Annotated in this window: 15 protein-coding genes and 1 rRNA gene; 7 read left to right on the top strand and 9 right to left on the bottom strand. The window is 61.3% G+C overall.

Annotated elements, in window-relative coordinates; translation table 11 throughout:
- Positions 1–20: 20 nt before the first annotated feature.
- Both H145_RS0108990 and H145_RS24080 read left to right on the top strand, forming a co-directional pair.
- The gene (locus H145_RS0108990; RefSeq protein ID WP_019947813.1) at positions 21–1,424 is read left to right on the top strand and encodes a type III PLP-dependent enzyme domain-containing protein; all 1,404 of its coding nucleotides are present in this window, start codon (positions 21–23) and stop codon (positions 1,422–1,424) included.
- A gap of 525 nt (positions 1,425–1,949) precedes the next feature.
- Complete coding sequence (locus H145_RS24080; RefSeq protein ID WP_157541398.1) at positions 1,950–2,123, top strand: hypothetical protein; 174 nt, start codon at positions 1,950–1,952, stop codon at positions 2,121–2,123.
- A gap of 63 nt (positions 2,124–2,186) precedes the next feature.
- On the opposite strand, the gene H145_RS0108975 is transcribed toward H145_RS24080, so the two are convergent.
- Complete coding sequence (locus H145_RS0108975) at positions 2,187–2,711, bottom strand: D-glycero-alpha-D-manno-heptose-1,7-bisphosphate 7-phosphatase (protein WP_019947810.1); 525 nt, start codon at positions 2,709–2,711, stop codon at positions 2,187–2,189.
- Between the two features lie 193 nt (positions 2,712–2,904).
- On the opposite strand from H145_RS0108975, the gene hemG reads away from it, so the two are divergent.
- The 3 genes from hemG (at position 2,905) to H145_RS0108960 (ending at position 6,264) form a co-directional block, all read left to right on the top strand.
- Positions 2,905–4,239 carry a protoporphyrinogen oxidase gene (hemG, locus tag H145_RS0108970; RefSeq protein WP_026351376.1) on the top strand — a complete coding sequence of 445 codons (1,335 nt, stop codon included), beginning with the start codon at positions 2,905–2,907 and terminating at the stop codon, positions 4,237–4,239.
- A 193-nt stretch (positions 4,240–4,432) separates the two neighbouring features.
- Positions 4,433–5,248, top strand: coding sequence for a polyprenol monophosphomannose synthase (locus H145_RS0108965; protein WP_019947808.1), 816 nt, complete (start codon positions 4,433–4,435; stop codon positions 5,246–5,248).
- 62 nt (positions 5,249–5,310) lie between these two features.
- Positions 5,311–6,264, top strand: a complete 954-nt coding sequence (locus H145_RS0108960) for a TerC family protein (RefSeq protein WP_019947807.1) — start codon at positions 5,311–5,313, stop codon at positions 6,262–6,264.
- 191 nt (positions 6,265–6,455) lie between these two features.
- Here the strand turns inward: H145_RS0108960 and H145_RS20630 are convergent, their stop codons facing one another.
- Positions 6,456–8,579 carry a biosynthetic peptidoglycan transglycosylase gene (locus H145_RS20630; RefSeq protein WP_019947806.1) on the bottom strand — a complete coding sequence of 708 codons (2,124 nt, stop codon included), beginning with the start codon at positions 8,577–8,579 and terminating at the stop codon, positions 6,456–6,458.
- A gap of 278 nt (positions 8,580–8,857) precedes the next feature.
- Here H145_RS20630 and purB point away from each other — a divergent pair, with 278 nt between their 5' ends.
- Together purB and H145_RS0108945 are read left to right on the top strand one after the other, a co-directional pair.
- A complete protein-coding gene (purB, locus tag H145_RS0108950; protein WP_019947805.1) occupies positions 8,858–10,213 on the top strand; it encodes an adenylosuccinate lyase in 1,356 nt (451 codons plus the stop codon).
- Positions 10,214–10,316: 103 nt separating this feature from the next.
- Complete coding sequence (locus H145_RS0108945) at positions 10,317–11,420, top strand: glycosyltransferase family 9 protein (protein ID WP_019947804.1); 1,104 nt, start codon at positions 10,317–10,319, stop codon at positions 11,418–11,420.
- 251 nt (positions 11,421–11,671) lie between these two features.
- Here H145_RS0108945 and H145_RS0108940 read toward each other — a convergent pair whose 3' ends face one another.
- From H145_RS0108940 to rrf, 7 genes are all read right to left on the bottom strand, one after another.
- Entirely contained in the window at positions 11,672–11,956 is a 285-nt protein-coding gene (locus tag H145_RS0108940) for a GIY-YIG nuclease family protein (protein ID WP_019947803.1), read from the bottom strand.
- A gap of 196 nt (positions 11,957–12,152) precedes the next feature.
- The gene (locus H145_RS0108935; protein ID WP_240471680.1) at positions 12,153–13,307 is read right to left on the bottom strand and encodes a glycosyltransferase; all 1,155 of its coding nucleotides are present in this window, start codon (positions 13,305–13,307) and stop codon (positions 12,153–12,155) included.
- A gap of 90 nt (positions 13,308–13,397) precedes the next feature.
- Positions 13,398–14,384: a glycosyltransferase family 2 protein gene (locus tag H145_RS0108930; protein ID WP_019947801.1), complete on the bottom strand. Its 987-nt coding sequence runs from the start codon at positions 14,382–14,384 to the stop codon at positions 13,398–13,400.
- Entirely contained in the window at positions 14,377–14,910 is a 534-nt protein-coding gene (locus H145_RS20625; RefSeq protein WP_019947800.1) for a DUF4199 domain-containing protein, read from the bottom strand. Before H145_RS20625 ends, H145_RS0108930 begins: the two co-directional genes overlap by 8 nt.
- A 42-nt stretch (positions 14,911–14,952) precedes the next feature.
- Complete coding sequence (locus H145_RS0108920) at positions 14,953–15,540, bottom strand: DUF4199 domain-containing protein (RefSeq protein ID WP_083937734.1); 588 nt, start codon at positions 15,538–15,540, stop codon at positions 14,953–14,955.
- Positions 15,541–15,579: 39 nt separating this feature from the next.
- Complete coding sequence (locus H145_RS0108915; protein ID WP_071595157.1) at positions 15,580–17,625, bottom strand: BatA domain-containing protein; 2,046 nt, start codon at positions 17,623–17,625, stop codon at positions 15,580–15,582.
- Between the two features lie 278 nt (positions 17,626–17,903).
- Positions 17,904–18,015: ribosomal RNA gene (rrf, locus tag H145_RS0108910) — 5S ribosomal RNA — on the bottom strand.
- Positions 18,016–18,019 lie beyond the last annotated feature (4 nt).

Here is an 18,019-nt window from a genome sequence, read left to right as displayed (position 1 = left end):
AAAAACCGCCAATGCCTTACATGGACACCTACCACGACCTGATTTCGCAGACGTTCGACTTTCCGACCGACGAATTCAAGGTGGAAAACAACGAGCTGCGTTTCGAAGGCATTGACTTGATGGCGCTGGTGAAAAAGCACGGCACCCCGCTGCGCATCTCCTACCTGCCCAAAATCAGCTCCCAGATCAAGCGGGCGCAGGCGTGGTTTGCCCGCGGAATCGAGCAGACCGGCTACCGCGGCAAGTACTCGTACGCCTACTGCACCAAGGCCTCACACTTCAGCTTCGTGGTGGAAGAGGCCCTTAAAAACAACGTCCACATCGAAACCTCGTCTTGGTTTGATACCAATATCATCCGGGCCATGTACGCCAAGGGCCGGGTGACCAAGGACACCTATATCATTTGCAACGGCTTCAAAACCGAGGAGTACAAGCGCGAAATTACCCGCCTCATCAACGACGGCTTCGGCAACTGCATGCCCATTCTCGACTCGCCCAACGAGGTGGATTACTACCACGAAAACGTGCGCGAATCATGCTGCCTGGGCATGCGGCTGGCTTCCGATGAGGAGCCGCGCTTCCAGTTCTACACCTCGCGCCTGGGCATCCGCTACGCCGACGCGCTGCCGCTCTACGAAAGCAAAATCAAGGACGACCCGCGCTTCGAGCTGAAGATGCTGCACTACTTCATCAACACCGGCATCAAGGATACGTCCTACTACTGGTCGGAGCTGAGCCGGTTCGTGCACCAGTACTGCGAGCTGCGCAAGGTGTGCCCCACCCTCACCACCATCGACATCGGCGGCGGCCTGCCCATCCAGACCTCCATCCAGAAGGAGTACGACTACCCCTACATGATTGAGGAGGTGCTGCGGACCATCAAGCGCATCTGCGACGACGAGGGCGTGCCCGAGCCCGACGTGTTCACCGAGTTCGGCATTTTCACGGTGGGCGAATCGGGCGCCACGATTTACAGCATTCTGGATGAGAAGCTCCAGAACGACAAGGAGTTGTGGTACATGATCGACGGCTCGTTCATTACCAACCTACCCGACACCTGGGCCCTGAACCAGCGCTTCATCATGCTGGCGCTCAATGGCTGGGACAAAAAATACAAGAAAATCCAGCTCGGCGGCCTCACCTGCGACTCGCAGGATTACTACAACGCCGAAAAGCACATCTACCAGGTGTTTCTGCCCGAGCGCAAGCCCGCCACCGACGCCGCGCCGCTCTACGTGGGCTTCTTCCACACCGGCGCCTACCAGGAAAGCCTTTCGGGCTACGGCGGCGTAAAGCACTGCCTGATTCCGGCCCCCAAAATGGTGATTCTCGACCGCGACGAAGCCGGTAACCTCACTGACCGCGTATTTGCCGAAGAGCAGACCGGCGAGTCGATGCTGCGGATTCTGGGCTACCAAGTGTAGCGCACCGCAGCTTTCTAATCTTGGATAAGCCCAAAACTGCGGGAATCTCTTACCGAGGTTCCCGCAGTTTTTAGCGTCTATATCAGGCTGTTGGGCGAAGTGCGGGCCCACCAGTTGCAAGCGGTTGTTCAACCGCTTATCTTTAGGCCCGATATATCTTTTTGGGCCTGGCCCGCATTTCAATTTTCACGCATGAAAAAACTCCTACTCTTCGCTTGCGTAGCTGGTCTTGGCCTGAGCTCCTGCAACAAAAAAATGCAATGCCCCGCCTACAGCGCCACGAAAGACGCCAGCCGTATTTCGTCGCCCGTAATGGCCCAGGCCCCGGCTACTGCCATCGAGCGGCAGTAAGCACCGCCAGTATTTTATCCGGAAGCGCCTTCTCCCACGGGAAGGCGCTTTTTGCATTCAGGAAAGTTGCTGTTATTTTTCCTGGGTTAAACAATCTGGCGCCGATTGAATCGTTTGGGGCACAACGGGGTTCTGATAAACACGGACCCGCATTACCCAATCTGGTATTATACCATGAAAAAGCTTTTCGTTTTCGGACTACTTCTCTCGCTCGGCACCGTTTCCTGCCGTTCCTCGTGCCCGGCTTACACCTCGGTCAAACCTGCGCAGCACCAGCCCATGCCGGCTACCGCAGCCACCGATACGCCGGTAATGGCCAGCGCCGCTTCGGCAACCGCGCAGCAGTAAAACTCCTGGCGCAAGCCGGTTCGACTGTCGGCTCGCCTTTGGGTACAGTTGGCGGGGGCGTCATCAACTTTTAGCCGCACCATCGGCGGCCAGAATAAAGTCGGTGGCGGCGGGCAGGTCGGTGGCGCGGGTCAGGAAGCCTACGGGCTCGTCGGGGCCCACGAGCAGGCCGCGCACACCCGCTTTTTCGGCGGCGGCCATGTCGCGGAGCCGGTCGCCTACCAGCCAACACTGGCTTGCATCAAGGTTGAAACGGCTCAGCGCCTGCTCCAGCATCAGCGAATCGGGCTTGCGGCGCAGGCTTTCCGACACGCTGGGGTGGCCGGGCGCGAAGTAGAGCGCATCCAAAATGCCGCCCACGGCCTGCTGCAGCTTGGCGTGGCAGGCCTGCACATCGGCGGCCGTGTAGAGGCCCTTGGCAATGCCAGCCTGGTTGGTTACCACAATAAGGAAGTAGCCCGCCACCTTGAGACGCGCCAAGCTTTCGGGCACGCCCGGCAGCACCTCGAATTTTGCCGGCTCCCACACGTACGTGCCCACTTCCCGGTTCAATACGCCATCACGGTCGAGGAAAACGGCTTTGTTCATGCTGTTGCTGTGCTGATTTTGATGTACTGATGCGCTGATGTGGGGGCAAAGGTACAGTCATCCTGAGCGGAGCGAAGGACCTTACCCTGTTTGAATGAGTCATTGCAGTTGTTCAGGCCTGATAAGGTCCTTCGCTGCGCTCAGGATGACTGTACCTTTGCACTACATTCTGCACATTTCACGCGTTAAGAAAATGGCTATTGCAATTATCGGCGGGGGTATTTCGGGGCTCACGCTGGCCTGGGGGCTGCAACGGGCGGGCATTGATTACGACCTGTTCGAGGCCAGCCCGCGGCCGGGCGGCACCATCTGCTCGGAGCAGCACGGCGGTTATCTGCTGGAAGTAGGGCCCAACTCGCTGCAGCTTTCCGATGAGCTGGCGGTCCTGTTCCAGGAGCTGGGGCTGACCGATAAAGTCGAGGATGCCGCCGCCGTGAGCCAGAACCGCTACGTGCTGCGGGCCGGCGCCTACCAGCCGCTGCCCGGCACGCCGCCCGGTCTGCTCACCAGCAAGTTTTTCAGTCTGAAAGGCCGCTACAACATTGTGCGGGAGCTGTTCCGCAAGCCCGAGCCCGTGAACGAGCTTGAAACGCTGGGCGGGTTTTTCACGCGCCGTTTCGGGTCCGAAGTGGTGGAATATGCGCTCAACCCATTTATTTCGGGCATCTACGCCGGCGACCCTGCGCAGCTGCTGCTGCATAAAACGTTTCCGCAGCTGGCGGCCCTGGAGCAGCGCCACGGCTCGGTACTGCGCGGGCTGATGAAAACCAAGAGCAGCGCCGGCCGCCGCCGCATCGTGTCGCTGGCCGGAGGCCTGCAGACGCTGCCCAACACGCTGGCCGCCAAGCTGCGCCGGGCCCACTTCGGGCAGGCCGCCACCCGCCTGCACCGCCACGACGATGACGGCCGCTGGGAGCTGGACACCACCGCCGGCCCCGCCCCGCGGCTGTACCAGCACGTGGTGCTGGCGCTGCCCACCCACGCCGCCGCCAAGCTGCTAACCGAGCAGTTTCCGGCCGAGGCCGCCGCGCTAGCCGCCGTGTACTACCCGCCCATGACGGCCGTTTACACCGCCTACCAGCGCACTGACGTGGGCCACCCGCTCAATGGGTTCGGGGCGTTGCACCCCAAGGCCGAGCAGCCCTACGCCGCCGGCAGCATCTGGACCAGCTCGCTGTTTTCGGGCCGCGCGCCGGCCGGGCAGGTGCTGTTCACCACCTTTGTAGGCGGTACCCAGTACGAGCCCCAGGCGCTGGAGCCGGCCGACCAGCAGCAGGCGGCGGTGCACGCCGAGCTCAGCCGCTTCTACGGGCTGAAAGCCGATGCCGCGCCGGTCTGGCAGCACCGCCACTTCTGGCCCCGTGCCATTCCGCAGTTTGATGCGCGCATTCTGCCCGCCCACGCCGCCGCCGACCACCTGCAGACGCTGGGCCTGCACGCCACGGCCAACTGGCGGGCCGGCGTGGGCGTGCCCGACTGCGTGCGCCACGCTCGGCAGTTGGCCGCCACGCTGGCCGCGGCCCGGTAGCCGGGCTGCTCGGCCTAGCCGGTTTTTTCTCTTTTTCTCGAACCCGGAAGCCGCCCCGCGGTTATCCAGCCTCCGGTACGCAACCTCAACCGGGCCGGCTGCATCTTTCAGGCAGTTTGCGGCCGGTTGCCTTGGTAGCCGGCCGGCTTTTCCGTCAGCCCCGCACTCCGCGCAAAATTTTACCTTTACGGCAATGACTGACGGCCTCGTTCTGATACCGACCTACAACGAGCGGGAAAACGCGGAATTAATTATCCGCAAGGTGTTCTCGCTGCCCCAGCCGTTCGACGTGCTCATCATCGACGATGGCTCGCCCGACGGCACGGCGGCTATTGTGCGCGGGTTGATGGCCGAGTTTCCGGGGCGGCTGTTTCTGGAGGAGCGCGCCGGCAAGCTGGGCCTGGGCACGGCCTATCTGCACGGCTTCGGCTGGGCCCTGGCCCGCGGCTACGAGTACGTGTTCGAGATGGACGCCGACTTCTCGCACAACCCCGAGGACCTCATGCGCCTCTACGACGCCTGCGCCCGGCAGGGCTACGACCTGGCCATCGGCTCGCGCTACATCGAGGGCGTAAACGTGGTGAACTGGCCCATGAGCCGGGTGCTGATGTCGTACTTCGCCTCGGCCTACGTGCGCCTCGTTACCCGCATGCCCATCATGGACGCCACGGCCGGCTTCAAGTGCTACACGGCCCCGGTGCTGCGCGTACTTACCCGCGAGCGAATCCGGTTCGTGGGCTACGCCTTCCAGATTGAGATGAAGTGGCTGGCCTACAAGTTCGGGTTTCGCCTCAAGGAAGTGCCCATCATCTTCACCGACCGCACCCGGGGCACCTCCAAAATGAGCAAAGGCATCTTCAAGGAAGCCTTCTTTGGGGTGGTGCAGATGAAGATGAGCAGCTGGTTCCGCCGCTTCGACCGCGCCCCGGCGCCGGCCGATGCGCCCCGCCTCAACGGCGGCCCGCTGACGGCAGCCGCGGCCGGCCCCGCCGACGCCGAAACGCGCTAAGCGGCCCGGCAGCCCGCGCCACCAACCGCCGTGTTTGGCGGCGGCCGCGTATCTTGCCACTAATGGAAATATCCCCGCTGTTCTGGGTTGGCTTCAACGTAGTTGTGCTGGCCCTGCTGTTGCTCGACCTGCTGGTTTTCAACCGCCGCGACCACGTGGTGGGTATGCGCGAAGCGCTGAGCTGGAGCGCCTTCTGGATTGCGCTTTCGCTGGGCTTCAACTACCTGGTGTACCAGTGGCTGGGCAAGGCGGCGGCGCTGGAATTCCTTACGGGCTACCTCATCGAAAAGTCGTTGAGCGTCGATAACCTGTTCGTGTTCCTGCTGATCTTCACCTACTTCAAGGTGCCGGCGCAGTATCAGCACAAAATCCTGTTCTGGGGCATTATTGGGGCCCTGGTGCTGCGGGCGGTGTTTATTCTGGTGGGCGCGGCGCTGCTGGCCAAGTTCCACTTCCTGATGTACGTGCTCGGGGCCTTCCTCGTGTACACCGGCATCAAGATGGCCACCAGCGGCGGCGAGCCCGAAATCGACCCCGACAGTAACCCGGTCGTTAAGTTTCTGAGCCGCCACCTGCCCATCACCAGCAAGCTGCACGAGGGCAAGTTTTTCGTGCGCAAAGACGGCGTGCTGTTCGCCACGCCCCTGCTCGTGGTGCTGGTGATGGTGGAAACCACCGACGTTATCTTCGCCGCCGACTCCATCCCCGCCATCCTGGCCGTCTCGCGCGACACGTTCATCGTCTACACCAGCAACGTGTTTGCGCTGCTGGGTTTGCGGGCGCTGTATTTCGCGCTTGAAGGCCTCATGCGCCTGTTCCACTACCTGCACTACGGCCTGGCCCTCATCCTGGTGTTCATCGGCGGCAAGCTGCTGGCCGAAGGCTTCGGAATCCACGTCTCGATGGGCTGGTCGCTGGGCACGGTGGGGGTCATTCTGCTGCTCTCGGTGCTTTTGTCGCTATTGTTTCCGAAGCCGGCAGCGGAGGAAAGCGCCCCGGCAGACAAGAGCGAGTAAAGAATCCCACCTGCCACCTTTCAACCTGTCATCCTGAGCACAGCGAAGGACCTATACAGAGGCTAACATCTAACAGTAGCTTCTGGATAGGTCCTTCGCTGCGCTCAGGATGACAGGTTAAGGGCGCCAGATAAAGGATGACAGGGCTCCCGAACATCAACTCACCATTTCACTATTTCACCATCTCACCTTCACGGGTTGGGGGTTTCCAGGCCGGGCGGGACGCCGGTGCCCAGCAGGTCGAGCAGGTCGATGGGCTCGTCGAAGCGGGTCGAATCGGGGGCCAGAACCCGCAGGGTGGTGTCGGGGCGGGCGCTGAAGTTCATGGCCCGCAGGCCGCGCCCGCTGAAGCTCACGCCCCCCACACTTTCGGCCTCGCCCTCCGAAATGTAGCCCTTGCGGGCCATCAGCTGGGCAATCAGGCGGCGGAAGTAGCGGGCCGAGCCGCGCAGTTCGCCGTACTGGTTGAAGCCGCCCCGGAACCGCTTCGGACTCGGGATAATGCTGGCCAGGTACAGGCTTTCCGACAGATTCAGGTTGGCCGGCGCCTTGTCAAAGTAGAACTCGGCCGCCTCGTGCACGCCGTAGATTTTCGGGCCCCACTCGATGATATTGAGGTAAACTTCCAGCATACGCTGCTTGCTGGCCAGCCGGGTGTTTTCGATAATCCAGACAATCAGCGCCTCCTCGACCTTGCGGACGATAGTTTTCTTGCGGGTCAGGAACACGTTTTTCACCAGCTGCATCGAGAGCGTGCTGCCGCCGCGGGCAAAGCGCCGCTCCTTGATGTTCTGGATAGCCGATTTCACGAAGGCCTTCTCCATGAAGCCCCGGTGGGTCATGAAGCGCGGGTCCTCGGCCGTCATGATGGCGTACTTCAGGTAGTCGGAAACCTGGTTGTAGGGCGTGAATTCGGGGTTAGCGGGGCCGACCGTGAACGTCTTTACCGAGTCGCCCTGGTCGTTGTAGGCCGTGTAGCGGAAGGGCTCGTTGAGCTTGTTGAGGTCTTCGCGGCCAAACCTGGTGATGCGGAACCGGGTGGCCCGCAAACCCGAGTCGAACTCCAAGCTGTCGAGCTTATTCATGTCGAGGGCGGCGTGCAGCTTGTACTGCAGCGTGCCCTCGGCGCGGGTGCCCTCCAGGGTTTCAAACATGCCCTCGGGCAGGGCCTCGAAGAAGTCGTTGGCTTTGGTTTCGGCCGATTGCACGTCGAGCTTGACCACCACGCCGGCCATGAGCTGGCCGCGGCTGGTGAGGCCGTTGATGTTCTTGCCCACCACCCGCTCGGGCACCGGCCGGCGGCGCACGCTCAGCTGCGGAAAAAACTCCATGCGGTTGAGCAGCACCCGGGTGCCCTTTTCCAGCGCAAACGAAGACTGCCCCAGCCGGGTCACGAAATCGATGCCCCCGCGCGGGAACCGTACATCCTGGTCGGAAAGCCGGGGGTGGTTGACGATGAAGTTGACCGCCGACGCCGTGCCGGTCAGCACCAGCTCGTCGCGCCGGAAGGTTTTGTCCGACAGGCTCACGCGCACGGTGTCGAACTGCACGCGGGCGCCGTAGCGGCGCTGCACGTAGGGCATCACCACCGGCCGCTTATCGAGGCCGAATACCTGGGCGTCCACCTCGTAGTTGCCAGCGTCGATGTGGCCGACGACGCCCACGCGGTTTTCCACCGAGTCGATCAGGGCCGTCATCTCGCCCGAAATTTCGCCGTCTTCAATAGCCAGGCGCGGTATTGTGAGGCGGGCGCGGTGCCGGGGGCCGTCGTAGGTAATCAGGAACTGGCGGAAATCGGCCTCGCCGGGCACGTTGTCGAAGGCGGCTTCGAGCAGCTGGTTGGCCAGCAGGCCGTAGTTGGTGCCCTGGGTGGTGTCGCGGGCCACGGCGGGCTCGCCCTTCTTTTTCTTGTAAAGAAACGAGTAGTTGTCGCGGCCGTCGGCACGCTGGCGGGCCGTGAGGCGGACGGTATCAATTTCGAGGTTGCTGAACACGGGCCGGCCGGCAAACAGGCTCCGTACGCTGAGGGAGGCGCGCACGGTGCGGGCGCGCAGCAGCGTATCGGAGGGCAGCGGAGCCACGGGCACCACGCTGATGCCGCGCAGCTCCACAGTGTTCAGGTCGGTGAAGCGGGCCGGGCCCAGCGTGAGCGTCACCGGAAATTTGCGCTCAACTTTGGCTTTCACTTTCACCAGAGCCGCCTCCAGCAGCTGCTGGCGCTTGGTCAGAAACAGGCCCAGGCCGGCCAGCAGCAGCACCACGAAGATGCCCAGGCCGATGCCGATTTTTTTCTTGATTGCGGGAGTGATGTGCACGAATCGGGGAGAATACGCAAGGCTGGCGGCGGGTTAGCCAGAACTGGGCCAAACCCGCCGCGGCCCCACGAATAGCTTGAGCCGCAAAGGTAAACAAAAAGGCCAGCGCCCCGGGGCGCTGGTTTGGTGGTTTGGTGAATGACGCTCTGTCATCCTGAGCGGCGCGAAGGATCCGTTTACGGCAGGATGAATTGTTTTCATGAGTTTAGGTCCTTCGCGCCGCTCAGGATGACAGTATATTTGCCGGCAAACTCCTTTCTCCTTCCACGCTCCTGCTTATGTCCGCCGCCGCTGCCCTCACGCCCCTGACCGCCGTTTCGCCCCTCGATGGCCGCTACCACCGCCAAACTGCCCCGCTGGCAGCCTACTTTTCCGAGCTGGCCCTGATCAAGTACCGGGTGCTGGTGGAAGTGGAGTACTTTATTGCCCTCTGCGAGCTGCCGCTGCCCCAGCTGCAGGGCGTCGACAAGGCCACATTCGGGTCGTTGCGGGCGCTGTACACCAAATTCTCGGCCGCCGACGCCGAGGCCGTGAAAGCCCACGAGCGCGTAACCAACCACGATGTAAAGGCCGCCGAGTACTTCCTGCGCGACCGGTTTGCGGCCCTCGGGCTGGGCGAGTTCGTGGAGTTCATTCACTTCGGGCTGACTTCGCAGGACATCAACAACACCGCCATTCCGCTGAGCCTGCAACACGCGCTGCTGCACACGCTGCTGCCGGCCTACGCCGCCGTGCGCAACCAGCTGGCCACCCGCGCCCAGGAGTGGGCCGCCGTGCCGATGCTGGCCCGCACCCACGGCCAGCCGGCCTCTCCTACCCGCCTGGGCAAGGAAATCGAGGTGTTCGTGGCCCGGCTCGATGCCCAGGTGGAACTGCTGGGGCAGGTGCCGTTCGGGGCCAAGTTCGGCGGGGCCACCGGCAACTTCAACGCCCACCATGTGGCCTACCCCGGCCTCGACTGGCATCAGTTTGCCCAGCAGTTTGTGGAGGGCCGGCTGGGCCTCAAGCGCAGCCACCCCACCACGCAAATCGAGCACTACGACCACCTGGCGGCCCTCTGCGACGGCCTCAAGCGCCTCAATACCATCCTCACCGACCTGGCCCGCGACGTGTGGCAGTACATTTCGCTGGGCTATTTCCGCCAGACGGTGAAGGCCGGCGAGGTGGGCTCCTCGGCCATGCCGCACAAGGTCAACCCCATCGACTTCGAGAATGCCGAGGGCAACCTGGGCCTGGCCAACGCCGTGCTGGAGCACCTGGCGGCCAAGCTCCCCATCAGCCGGCTCCAGCGCGACCTCACCGACTCGACGGTGCTGCGCAACTTGGGTGTGCCGCTGGGCCACACGCTCATCGCCCTGACGGCCCTGCAGCGCGGCCTCGGCAAGCTGGCCCTCGACGAAGCCGCCCTGCACCGCGACCTGGAAGCCAATTGGGCCGTGGTGGCCGAGGCCCTGCAAACGATACTGCGCCGCGAAGCCTACCCCGACCCCTACAACGCCCTCAAAGCCCTCACCCGCACCGGCGAGGCCATCTCCCAAGCCACCATCCGCGAATTCGTGGACGTCCTCGATGTAAGTGAATCGGTTAAGCAAGAGTTGCGCGCCATCACGCCGCAGAATTACGTGGGCATGTAGCAGGCCGAGCTTATGGCGCAGTTTTTCCTGCGAAAGCTCGCTGAGAAGACGTTGAGGAGCGCACTATTTTAACCAGCAAAGAATCCAAGATTACCAGACCGTAATGTCCCAACTCAACGGCATCACCGTGCACCCCGACTGCCGCCATTTTCGGGGCGATATTCCCTGCCGTCCCAACAAGGAGCATGGCTATATGTGCTCGGACTGTCCGGTTTACGCCCCCGTCACGCGCCGCATCCTGCTCATCAAGCTCGGGGCCATCGGCGACGTGATTCGGACGACGCCGCTGCTGCGGCGGCTGCGGCAGGAGTATCCGGGCTGCTATATCACCTGGCTCACGCTCACGCCCGCGATCTTGCCGCAGGGAGAGATTGAGGAAATCCTGAAGTTCGATTTTGCCAGCGCGCTGCAGCTGCAGGGGCGCGAGTTCGACGTGGCCATCAACCTCGATAAAGAGAAAGAGGCCTGCGCGCTGCTCAACTCCACCAAGGCCGCCCGCAAATTCGGCTACGCCCTGCGCCCCGCCGATGGCGTGGCGTGGCCGGTGAACGAGCAGGCCAGCCACAAGTACCTCACCGGCGTGTTCGACCAGCTGAGCCTGGCCAACACCAAGCCCTACGTGCAGGAAATTTTCGAGCTGTGCGGCTTCGATTTCCGGGGCGAAGAGTACGTGTTCGACACCCACCAGGACCAGGGCTACGACTGGCGCCAGCTGCCGCCCCCCGGCGCCGGCCCCCGCATCGGCCTGAACACCGGCTGCGGCGACCGGTGGACGACGCGCCTGTGGAGCGACGAAAAATGGATTGCACTCATCGAAAAGCTGCAAACCGCCGGCTACGCGCCCGTGCTGCTCGGCGGCGAGGCCGAAGACGCCCGCAACCGCGCCCTGCACGCCGCCACCGGCGCCGCCTACCTGGGCACCTTCCCCCTGCCCCAGTTCATCAACCTGATGCACCAACTAGACGGTATCGTGACGCAGGTAACGATGGCCATGCACATCAGTATCGCCCTGCGCAAGCCCACGATTCTGATGAACAACATCTTCAACCCCCACGAATTCGACCTCTACGGCCGCGGCCAAATCGTGCAGCCCGACCGGCAGTGCGTCTGCTTCTACCGCGGTACTTGCCGGCTGGGGACGAGTTGCATGGAAGATTTGCCGGCGGAAAAGGTGTTCGAGGCCGTACGGGCAAGCGTGCCGGCATAGTGTCATTGCGAGCGGAGCGAAGCAATCCGTACGAGCAATGCGCTAAGCCCAATGCAGCGAAAAGCTCTTGCTTGCGCCTGTCATTGCGAGCGAAGCGAAGCAATCCGTGCGGGCGGTGCGCTAAGCCCAATGCAGCGCTAAGCCCCCTATTGTCATTGCGAGGAGGCACGACAAGCAATCCGTGCGGGCAACGCGCCCAGCCCAATGCAGCGCCCAACAGTATCAGAGGCTTTGCCGGCGCCCCACATTTCTCAAAACTCAGTAGCCAAGTCCAGCCATTCCGGGTTTTCGGCATTGATTAAAGCCTCTTTCTTTTGCCGGGAGCCTGCCTTAAGTTGCTTTTCGCGGGCAATAGCCGCGTTTATGTCCGGGTACGACTCGAAGTAGACGAGGTAATGCAGATTATACTTCTTGGTAAAGCCTGGATGCCTTCCTGCTTTATGCTCCCCCACCCGGCGCTGTAGGTCATTGGTTACTCCAATGTAAAGCACCGTCCGGTTTTTATTCGTTAGCAGGTAAACGTAGTACGTTTTCATGCTTGAAAATATACTGAACACCAGGCTTATAAAAAGCCCAGGGCCAAGGCTTTTCGCTGCATTGGGCTTAGCGCATTACCTGCCCGGATTGCTTCGCTTCGCTCGCAATGACAGGCGCAAGGGCCTTTCGCTCCATTGGGCTGGGCGCGTTGCCCGCCCAAATTGCTTCGTCGTGCCTCCTCGCAATGACAGGCGCTCAGCCCGCTACCTCCTTCAGCGCCGCCACCATCACCTCCCAGGAAAACTCCTGCCGCTTCGCTGCCACTCCAGCCATAAACTCCGCCTCCCGCTGCTGCGCATAGAAATCCACCAGCGCGTCGGCAATGGCCTGGGGGCTCGGCGGCACCACGTAGCCGACTTCCCCGGCCGGAATCAGTTCGGCCAGGCCGCCCACATCCGTCACCAGCATGGGGCGGCCGAAGTGGTAGGCAATCTGGGAAACGCCGCTTTGGGTGGCGTTTTTGTAGGGCTGTACCACCAGGTCGGCGGCGCAGAAGTAGTCGGCCACCTGCTCGTTGGGGATGAAGTCGGTGGCCCGGATGAGGCGGCTTTCCAGGTTATGCTGCCGGATGAGGGCTTCGTAGGCCGCGGCGTCCTCGTAGTATTCGCCGGCGATGATGAGTTTCACGGGCAGCGTGGCCAGGCGCTCGTCGGCAAAGGCTTCAAGCAGAATATCGAGGCCCTTGTAGGCGCGGATGAAGCCGAAGAACAGCAGGTAGCCAAACGCCGGGTCGAGGCCCAGGGCGGCCAGGGCGGCGGCTTTGGGCTTGGTGGGGCCAAAGTTGTCGTAGAGCGGGTGCGGGCGGTAGCGGGCGGGCTGGCGGAAGCCGAGGCGGCGCAAATCGGCCAGCACAGCCCGGCTCATCGTCACGAAGCCGTGGCAGGCGCTCAGGAAGTAGCGTGTCAGCGGCCGGTCGCCGGGGCGGGCCTCGTGCGGAATTACGTTGTCGGTGATGGCGACTACGCGGGTGTGGCCGTTGCGGGCGACGAGGCGGGCCACGGTACCCAGCGCCGGCCCCATAAACGGCAGCCAGAACCGGAAAATCACCAAATCAGGCTTCTCGCGGCGCAGCTGCTGTCCCACTTTCCACCACGACAGCGGGTTCACCGAGTTCAGGCTGACTTCAATAGGCAAGCCCTCGGGCGCGGGGCCGGTACTGAACTGCGTCTGGCCCGGAAACAGAAAATCAGGATACTGGAGCGAAAACGTGACGAGCCGCACCTCGTCGCCGGCCTCCTGAAAAGCCAGGGCCAGCCGCTCGTTGTAAGTCGCCAGCCCGCCCCGCAGCGGGTAGGCCGGCCCGATGATGACGACGCGCATGTTGTTAGGGTGATGTAGGGCCGTTGTCATCCTGAGCGCAGCGAAGGACCTATACAGAAGCTAATGTTTGATGTTAGCTTCTGTATAAGTCCTTCGCTCCGCTCAGGATGACAGGCGGAATTACTTCAGATTCAGCCGCTCCTTTACCAGATAGTCGTTGCGGTTGTCGCCGTTGAGCTGCACCATTTCGGCCAGGAAACCGGCCAGAAACAACTGTACGCCCACAATCACGGCCACCAGGGCCAGGAAGAACAGGGGCTGGTCGGTGACGGCGCGGGTGGCTACATTGTGCCACGAATACCAGATTTTATCCACTACCAGCCAGAGCGTAATCAGCATCCCGAGCAGGAAGGAAACCGAACCCATGGCCCCGAAGAAGTGCATCGGCCGCCGCCGGAACCGGCTCACGAACGTGATGCTCATCAAATCGAGAAAGCCGTACACGAACCGCTCCAGCCCAAACTTGGTGGTGCCGTATTTGCGCTCCTGGTGCTGCACCACCTTCTCGCCAATGCGCCGGAAACCGGCCCATTTGGCAATAACAGGGATGTAGCGGTGCATTTCGCCGTACACCTCAATGCTTTTCACCACCCGGCTGTCGTAAGCTTTCAGCCCGCAGTTGAAATCGTGCAGGCTGATGCCCGAAATCCAGCGCGTGACGCCGTTGAACAGCTTGGTCGGGATGGTTTTGCTAAGCGGGTCGAAACGTTTTTTCTTCCAGCCGCTCACCAGATCGAGGCCGTCCTGGGTAATCATGCGGTAGAGTTCGGGCAGTTCCTCGGGCGAGTCCTGCAGGTCGGCGTCCATGGTGCACACCACCCGGCCGGTCGTCTCCTTGAAACCCACGTTCAGAGCCGCCGACTTGCCGTAATTGCGGTTGAAGCGGATGCCGCGCAGGTGCGTGTTCGTGGTGGCCAGCTCCTCAATAACTTCCCAGGAGTCGTCGGTCGAGCCGTCATCAATGAGAATGACCTCGTAGGTCAGCCCGTGCTGGGCCAGCACGCGGTGAATCCAGCGCGTGAGCTCGGGTAGGGACTCGGCTTCGTTGAGCAGCGGAACCACGATGGACAGTTCCACCGGAAAGTGCTGCGGCAGGCGCTTACTCAAACTCAGGACGTTTGTTTTTGGTGAAGGCGGATATAACAAGGGCCAGCAGGAAGGCAAAGAAAGCCGTTGCCAGAATAGCCCAGAAGATGCTTAACGGGCCGGTGGGCATCATTTTCAACGTCCATTCCATTGCCTGATCGATCTGATCTTCACTGAGTTGACCATCGGCCTCCATCTTGGCCCGGGCTGCAGCCACTGCCCGCTGCGCGTATTCTGTATCGATAAAATTGACATATATGTAGTTGAAAATGCCACTCAGGACACCAATAACGGCACCGGCAACAGTAGCAATGCCCAGGCCCTGCCCGTAGCTCATAAAACCACCGGAAGCCTTCTTGTAGAATTTATGTGCCAACACAATTCCTACAATCAAGATAGCAAACGTCAAAAGGCCCATAACGGGCATTTGCTCCAGGTTGGCTGCCTTCAGGATCAGGGAGTAGATAACGGTGACGATACCCGTCAGCAGACCGTAGCGAATACCAACGGAAACGGGGGTTACAGCAGGAGTAGCGGTGTTTTCCATGAGCAAAATGGGAAAGTGAGTGAATGAATGCGGGAAGGTATATTATTTCCGCAAGAACACTCCACCCGGAATGCTGATAAGCACCCCGAAAAACAACTTCTTTGAAAATTCATCCTGCGCGAATTCAGCCGGCGTACGCGCTAGGTTACGTAGCGTGGCTTCGTACTGCTGCAAGCCGTTGGCCTCTTTCAGATATAGCGCCTTCGTGCTTTCCAGCAGCTTGTATACTTCGGCCAGATGCTGTTCAATCAACTCCGGCCCTGTAAGCCGCGAAAACAGGTAAAAAGCCGTTGCCGACACCACTGCGCCTATAAATGCTGTCAGCAGCCCCACTCCGATACTTTTCCAGAGCCCTGGTCCATCGGGCTGGTAATAGCGCCGCAACATCACCTGGCTGGCAATGGCAGCCAAAGGCGGGAAAAAGTCGGCCAGTGTCCGTTTAGGACCATAAGGGTTGTTGTCGCTGAAATACAGAAACAGCACCCAGGCAAAGCATAGCGCCCCGGTAATGGCCCCGCACAGCATGGCAGTGCGCAGTATCGGGTTCGGGACAGAAGCAGTAGTAGATTGCAAAGCAGAAGTAAAATGAAGCTGCAAGATACAGCCGCCGCCGCAACCAATCTTTACCATATCCCTGCTTGCTGCTGAGCAAAACCGGAACCTATCGGCTTATGCCGTTATAGCCGGCACAGGTGCAGGTCGCCGCTGCCAGCGCAGCAACAGCGCCTCCAACAGCAGACAGACCAGCGCCCCCCAGATGCAATACTGCCAAAGCGGCGTTCCTACCCGCGTGGCCTTATACTGAGCAGCGGCCGTCTGGCTTCCGCTGGTTTCGTATACCTGCACGTTAGGCCGGTTCGGGCCAATGAGGCCCCGCAACTCGGCGGCTGAATAGCTGGCCAGCTCCGATTCGCGTTTGTCGAAGTTGAACGCCAGCGTGGCTACGGGTTTGCCGGCCTGCTGCAATTCGTAAAAGCCCGGCTGCCGCAAGCCGGGCGGCACTTCCAGCCGTAGCGTGTTGCCCTGCCGCCGGTGCACCGGAATAAAGCTCAGACTATCCTGCACCAGCCGGTACACCGTTTCCGGTCCGGTTTCCCGGGCAGGCAACTGCACATTCACTACCGCTTGGTTGAGCCGATAGGCTGGCTGCTGTTCCTGCCGGTAGCTCTGCATGGCTAGCTTGTAAAGCACGGGCACAAACAGCGGATGCTGGGCAAAATCCGAATACGGCGCGCTGAAAGGAGCCGAGAAAACGTACACCATGCCCGCTCCACTCGGAAAACCAGCCAGATAACTCTCCCCATCGCGCATGCGCAGCACCTCGGTGCCCGTGCGCGCCCAGCGCAACACCGGCGCCGCCTTGGGCATAGCCGCCTGCGGATTGACACCCGCCAACACGTCGCGGAAAAAGGGGTTGCGGTTGCTGGGCAGGGCTACCTCCTGAAGTACGGGGCCGGCCGACGCCACCGGCTGCCACTGCACCGGCCCCAGCCCCAACTCGCGGAATAGCTGCCCATACGCCTCCCGGCTACTCGGGGCGGCCGGCGGTACTACCACCAGCGTGGCGCCCTGCTGCACCGCCCGCCGCAGGTTTTCGCGTAGGCCGGCAGAGAGCGCAGGAGCCTCGCGCAGCAAGAGCAGGCTACCTTCCGCCAGCTTGCGGTAGTCGGCGGTTTGCGAGTTGGTGAATTGGTAGCTGAACAGTGGCTCGTTGCCATACAGCCGGCCGAGCTGCTCGCTCGCCGCCGCCTCTACCACTCTAATTTGCGCAGCGGGCTGCAGCGTAAAGTAGTACGTATTGTCAAAGTCCACCGGAAAATCATCGACTACCACCCGGCACGGCTGCACCTGCGCCCCGTCCAGCCGCATCCGCACCTGGGTGGTAATAGTTTGCTGAGCCGGCACGGTAACCTGGAAGGCCGCTGCCTGGCGCGCACCCACAAAGAGCTTAGCCGGCGAATTGTCGGCAGGTAGCTGGCCACCATTCTTCAACCGAATACGCAGCGTAAGGTCAACGCCACTACGAACGAAACCATCATCGAGCCATACACTGTCGACGAATACGTTGGCAGAAGGCTTCGCCGCAGCCGGCACCAGAAATACCTGTTGACTGGAATCAAGCGCCTGCAGGCTGCGGGCCGAGAAGTCGTTCTTCTGGAAATCGGAGAAGATAAACAACGGACCTGCACCAGCCGCCCGGCCCTGCTGACGCTGCCCCAGTGCCTTACCTAACTCCCCGGTCTGCCCGCTTACCTGCACTTGCTCCACGGCGCTTCGGAAAGCCGCTACGCCAAGCAAGTCGGGCCCGCCCGGTGCGAGGTTAAAGCGGGCCGAAGCCGGAAAAGCCAGCGGCAGGTCGGCAGCCTGGTCGATGGCCTGTTCCAACACCGGCTGGTCGTTGTCGCCCAATTGCCGCATACTAGGCGAATCGTCGAGCACCACCTGCACCACATTCCCCGTAGCAACTTGCTCGGGAGCCGGAATGAACGGTTGCGCGAAAAGCAACACCAGAAATACCACCAACCCAATCCGGGCCGCCAGCACCAGCAAGTGCTTTAGTTTGCGCTGCCGAGCCGTTACCAGCTTCACCTCCCGAATGAACTCAACGTTGGAAAACAGCACCCGCTGCGGCCGACGCAATTCAAAGAGATGAATGGCAATGGGAATAGCAACAGCCAATAAACCCCACAGAAACCACGGATACGTAAATACCATGCAGAGAAAACAGTAATTCCGTGAAGGTAACTACAAAATGGCGGCAGTAAATCCCACTTCATGGGTTAATTGCGCATACCACCAGTTGCCTTAACAAAGGACTGGCTCACCTACTATATAATAGGTGAGCCAGTCTTGTAAATCAACCTATAGGAATAGCCTAATGGCAAAAACCCAGCATCACTGCTACGGCAGGACTGGCAGGGCTATAAACGCGAACTGCCCCGCGCATCCCGGGCCGTAAGGCACTGGACGCTGCGGGGCAGCAGGCTTGATAAGGTTGGCGGCGACCGACTCTCCCACCGGTGAAGGCAGTACCATAGGCGCTCCGGGGCTTAACGACTCTGTTCGGAATGGGAAGAGGTGAACACCCGGGCTAAAGCCACCATTATCA

The sequence above is a fragment of the Hymenobacter aerophilus DSM 13606 genome (genome assembly GCF_000382225.1).
GTDB lineage: Bacteria > Bacteroidota > Bacteroidia > Cytophagales > Hymenobacteraceae > Hymenobacter > Hymenobacter aerophilus.
Note: the sequence above shows the minus strand (reverse complement) of the source record. Positions and strands in the feature narration are given on the sequence as shown.